Raw genomic sequence first — 4648 nt, 5'->3', positions numbered from 1 at the left:
CCGCCCTGGTTCACCCTCGCCCACCCGGACGCGCTGCCGGTCACGGCCGCCGGGGTACGCCTGCATCACGGCAGCCGCGACACCTACTGCGCCGCCGCCCCCGCCTACCGGGCCGCCGCCCGCCGCATCGCACAGGTGCTCGCCGACCGGTACGCCGCGCACCCGGCGCTGGCGATGTGGCACGTGCACAACGAGTACGGCACCGACTGCCACTGCGAACACACCGCGGCGGCGTTCCGCACCTGGCTGGCCCACCACTACGGCGACCTCGACGCGCTCAACGACGCCTGGGTGACCAGCTTCTGGAGCCAGCACTACTCGGACTGGGCCCAGATCGACACCCCCCGTGCCACCCGATACCTGGCCAACCCCGGCCAGCTGCTGGACTTCCGCCGGTTCTGGTCCGACACCCTGCTCGCCGCGTACGTCGAACAGCGGGACCTGCTGCGCGCCGCCAACCCCCGGGTGCCGATCACCACCAACTACGTGCTCGGCGACTGGGTGCCGGTCGATCACGCCCGGTGGGCCCGGGAGGTGGACCTGGTGGCGATCGACCACTACCCGTCGGCCGTCGACGGCGGCGCCGAGGAACAGACCGCGCTCGCCGCCGACCTGGCCCGCGGCTGGGCCCGGCACGCCACCGGCGGCGGATCACCGGCCTGGCTGCTGATGGAGAGCGCCGCGAGTCAGATCCACACCCGCCGGTGGAGTCACACCAAGGAACCCGGGCGGATGGCCCGGCACAGCCTCTCCCACGTCGCGCGCGGCTCCCGGGGAGCGATGTTCTTCCAGTGGCGCGCCCCAGCCGGCGGGGCGGAGCGCTTCCACTCGGCGCTGGTGCCGCACGCCGGCCCGGACAGCCGGGTGTTCCGGGAGGCGGTCGAGTTCGGTGGCATCCTGGAACGGATCGCCGAGTGCGACGCGGGAGCCGTCGACGCCCGCGTCGCGATCGTCCACGACGTGGCCAGCGGCTGGGCGCTGCAGCACCCCGGTCTGCCGTCCGAGGCACTCGACCACCAGGCCGAGGTCGCCGCCGCGCACCGGGCACTGTGGAGCACCGGGTACGCCTGCGACGTCGTCGTTGCCGGCGACGACGTGCGGACGTACCGGCTGCTGGTGCTGCCCGCGCTCTACCTGGCCTCCGACGCCACCGCCGACTGGCTGCGTGGGTACGTCGCGCGCGGCGGACACCTGCTGGTGACCTGGCTCAGCGGCGTCGCCGACGAGCACGCCCGGGTCCGTCTCGGCGGCTACCCGGGCGCTTTCCGGGACGTGCTGGGGGTACGGGTGGAGGAGTTCCATCCGCTCGCCGACGACGAGCAGGTACCGCTGTCGGGCGGCGGCACCGGGCGGATCTGGGCCGAGACGGTGCACCTGGCCGGTGCGCAGACCATCAGCGCATACGTCGGCGGGACGCTTCACGGCCGGCCCGCGGTCACCCGGCATCGCTTCGGCGCGGGCACCGCCTGGTACGTCTCGACCCGCCCCGACGACGAGACGTACCGGCGGCTGATGGTCGAGGCCGCCGGCGCCGCCGGAGTCGAGCCGGTCTGCCCGGACGCCCCACCCGGCGTCGAGGCGGTCCGCCGCCGCGCCGGCGAGGCGAGCTGGCTGTTCCTGCTCAACCACACCGACCGGCCGCAACCCGTCCCGGCCGTCGGAGTGGACCTGCTCACCGACACACCGGTCGACGGCACGGTGGTGGTGCCCGCCGGTGGCGCCGCCGTGGTCCGCGAGACCTCCGTGGTCCGCGAGACCTGACCGCCCGGGTGGCCCAGGCGGGGTCAGGGCATCGCGACGGCGGCACGGGAGCGGTCGGCGGCGATGCGCACCGCAAGGCCCGCCAGCACACCACCCATCACGTACCGCTGTGCCCGGGCCCAGCCGGGCCGGCTGGCCAGGAACGTCGACACCGTGCCGGCGGTCAGCACGATCAGCCCGTTGACCGTCAGCGCGACCGCGATCTGGGTGAGGCCGAGCAGCAGGCTCTGTACGGCCACCTGCCCGCGCGCCGGCTCGACGAACTGTGGCAGCAGCGACACGTACAGGATCGCGATCTTCGGGTTGAGCAGGTTGGTGACCAGACCCATCGTGAACAGCCGGCGGGGCCGGTCCGGCGGCAACGGCGTCGGCGTGAACGCCGAACTGCCGCCCGGGCGCAGCGTCCGCCACGCCAGCCAGAGCAGGTATGCCGCCCCGGCCAGCTTCACCGCCGTGTACAGCGGCGGCACCAGCACGAACACCGTGGCAATGCCGGCCACCGCGGCCGTCAGGTAGACCAGGAAACCGACCGCCACCCCGAGCAGGGAGACCAAGCCGGCCCGCCGACCCTGGGTCACGGACCGGGACACCAGATAGACCATGTTCGGCCCGGGCGTGAGCACCAGACCCAACGCCACCAGACCGATCCCGACCAACGCGCCCACCGTGACCATCCGCGCCCCCCGTCCTCGTTTCGGTGACCGTACCCGTGCCACCACACCGGCCCGACAGCCAATTGGCGACTGCTGGCCCGGGCGATGGTGGGTCACACTGCACGGATGTCGATGATGTTGCGTGTCCCGGCCACCGCGTCCGCCCCCGCGCTCGTCCTGCGCCCATGGCGGGTTGACGACGTCGAGGCGCTGGTGGCGGCGCACCGTGACCCGGTGCTGCGGGCACACACCCGCCATCCGTTGCGGGACGTCGCCCAGGCCCGCCGCTGGGTGGCCCGCGCCGGGCAGGGCTGGGCGGCGGGGCGCCGGTTCAGTTTCGCGGTCTGCGAGGTGGCCGGCGCCACCGAGCGGCTGGTCGCCCACGTGCTGCTCAAGGAGATCGTTCCCGGCCGCCCCGACGCGGAGGTGGGCTACTGGACCGCCGCCGACGCCCGTGGCCGGGGAGTGGCCCCGCGAGCGTTGGAGGCGGTCTCCGCGTGGGCGTTCACCCGGTTCGCGGCCGCCGGGCTGACCCGGCTGGAACTGCTCCACCAGATCGACAACGAGGCCTCCTGCCGGGTGGCGGAGAAGACCGGGTACGACCTCGTCGAGGTGCTGCCGGCCCAGCCGCCGTGGCCGCGGGACGGGCACCGCCACGTACGGCTGCGCCCGGCCGTGACCACGTCCGGCCGCTGATCCACGGCCCGTGTCAGGTCCACCTTCCGGCCCGCCACACAAGCCCGGTCAGGCCCCGGCCGGGCCGAGCAGCCGCAGCAGCAGGCGCGGCTCGCCGGGCCAGGCGGCCAGCAGCACCTCCCGGGGCACCTGCCGCCCGGCGTAACGCAACGCCAGGGCGATCACCACGATGTCGTCCAGCGGCCCGATGACCGGCAGGAACTCCGGGATGAGGTCGATCGGGCTGGCCAACCACAGCCCGGCCAGCACGACCGCCACCCGGGCCGGACGGGGCACGCGCGGGTCGGCGCGCAGCCGGCGTACCGCGGTCAGGCAGTCGGGGACGAACGCCGCCAGGTCACGCAGCACGCCAGGGGGCAGCCGCCGGGCGAGCAGCACCAGCACCGCCCAGCTGGCGATCACGCACGCCGCCGCCACCGCGAGGCCCACCAGCCAGTCCCACATGCGCACTCCTCCACTGTCCGGCCTCCGATCCTCCGCTCGGGAACGGCCCGCCGTCCGGCCGGGACGGTGTTGCCCCGCCGGAGAGTGATTACCGTAGGGGCAGGAGGTGTCGGGGATGAGCAACAACATGGAGGCGAGGGTCGAGGCGCAGATCCGCTCCGCGCTGGAGCGCGGGGACTTCGACAACCTGCCCGGTGCGGGCAAGCCGATCCCCGGGCGAGGGCTGCCCTACGACGAGTTGTGGTGGATCAAGAGCTTCCTGGAACGCGAGGCGCTGCCCACCGATCTGCTGCTGCCCACACCTTTGCAACTGCGTCGCAAGATCGAGAACCTTCCTGACGAGGTCCGCGACCTGCCCACCGAGCAGGCCGTCCGGGCGGTCGTCGCCGACCTCAACGCGCAGATCGTGGCCTGGCTGCGCTACCCGGACGGGCCCCGGGTCGCCGTCGGTCCCGTGGACGTCGAGGACGTGGTACGGCAGTGGCGCACCCAGCGGCAGCCGGCAGTGGCCTCGCCGGCCGCGCTGACGACCTCGCCGCCCGATCCCGCCGCGCCCGCCCGCCGGCCCTGGTCGTGGCGGGTGCTCTGGCGCCGCCGCTGACCGCTGCCGTCGTGCCGGACGACTGGCAGGCAGCCGGATCCGGCATGGCCGCCGGCCACGACCAGTCGGTCCTGACGGGAGCGGAAGGGTTGTCCCTGCTCCAACCCCTTGTCAGTTGCCGCTGGTGCCCACCGGCATCTGGTCGGCTGCGGGCACCAGCGCGGTGACCTCGACTTCGAGCAGCGCCTCGGGGTGGAACAGCCGGGCGACCTCCACGGTGGTGCTGGCCGGTGGCTGCCCCGGAAACCAGCGCCGTCGTACCTCGCGCAGCTCGGCGAGCCGGTCCAGGTCGGTGACGAAGGTACGGACATGGGCGATGTCGGCCATGGTGGCGCCGTGGGCGGCAAGCAGCGCGGCGACGATCTCAAAGATGCGGTCGCCCTGTGCCGCCATGCTGTCGATGCCGACCAGTTGGCCATCGTCGTCGACCGCGATCTGACCGGACAGCATCAGCAGATCCCCGATGCGGGCGAGTTGGGAGTAGGGGCCGGCG

At 73.7% G+C, this 4648-nt stretch carries 6 protein-coding genes; 3 read left to right on the top strand and 3 right to left on the bottom strand.

Going from position 1 to position 4648, the window contains the following annotated elements; translation table 11 throughout:
* On the top strand, nt 1-1761 hold a 1761-nt coding region (locus E1182_RS29315; protein ID WP_132270964.1), incomplete at its 5' end, for a beta-galactosidase.
* 23 nt (nt 1762-1784) lie between these two features.
* Here the strand turns inward: E1182_RS29315 and E1182_RS29310 are convergent.
* Nucleotides 1785-2435 (bottom strand): LysE family translocator, encoded by a 651-nt coding sequence (locus tag E1182_RS29310; RefSeq protein ID WP_132270963.1) that lies wholly within the window; start codon nt 2433-2435, stop codon nt 1785-1787.
* A gap of 105 nt (nt 2436-2540) precedes the next feature.
* Between E1182_RS29310 and E1182_RS29305 the strand changes: the two genes are divergently transcribed.
* The gene (locus tag E1182_RS29305; RefSeq protein WP_132270962.1) at nt 2541-3110 is read left to right on the top strand and encodes a GNAT family N-acetyltransferase; all 570 of its coding nucleotides are present in this window, start codon (nt 2541-2543) and stop codon (nt 3108-3110) included.
* A gap of 48 nt (nt 3111-3158) precedes the next feature.
* On the opposite strand, the gene E1182_RS29300 is transcribed toward E1182_RS29305, so the two are convergent.
* Entirely contained in the window at nt 3159-3554 is a 396-nt protein-coding gene (locus E1182_RS29300; RefSeq protein ID WP_132270961.1) for a YkvA family protein, read from the bottom strand.
* A 115-nt stretch (nt 3555-3669) separates the two neighbouring features.
* Here E1182_RS29300 and E1182_RS29295 point away from each other — a divergent pair, with 115 nt between their 5' ends.
* Nucleotides 3670-4155 carry a DUF1992 domain-containing protein gene (locus tag E1182_RS29295; RefSeq protein WP_132270960.1) on the top strand — a complete coding sequence of 162 codons (486 nt, stop codon included), beginning with the start codon at nt 3670-3672 and terminating at the stop codon, nt 4153-4155.
* A 111-nt stretch (nt 4156-4266) separates the two neighbouring features.
* Here E1182_RS29295 and E1182_RS29290 read toward each other — a convergent pair.
* The coding region (locus tag E1182_RS29290; protein ID WP_132270959.1) for a RidA family protein at nt 4267-4648 on the bottom strand (382 nt) is incomplete at its 5' end.

The organism is Micromonospora sp. KC721 (assembly GCF_004348355.1).
Lineage (GTDB): Bacteria > Actinomycetota > Actinomycetes > Mycobacteriales > Micromonosporaceae > Micromonospora.
This window is presented reverse-complemented; position numbering and strand designations above follow the sequence as displayed.

Bases quoted from the DNA above. Each gene is read 5' to 3' on its own strand.
- E1182_RS29310 (WP_132270963.1), bottom strand. From the start codon at position 2,435: ATGGTCACGGTGGGCGCGTTGGTCGGGATCGGTCTGGTGGCGTTGGGT.
- E1182_RS29305 (WP_132270962.1), top strand. From the start codon at position 2,541: ATGTCGATGATGTTGCGTGTCCCGGCCACCGCGTCCGCCCCCGCGCTC.
- E1182_RS29300 (WP_132270961.1), bottom strand. From the start codon at position 3,554: ATGTGGGACTGGCTGGTGGGCCTCGCGGTGGCGGCGGCGTGCGTGATC.
- E1182_RS29295 (WP_132270960.1), top strand. From the start codon at position 3,670: ATGAGCAACAACATGGAGGCGAGGGTCGAGGCGCAGATCCGCTCCGCG.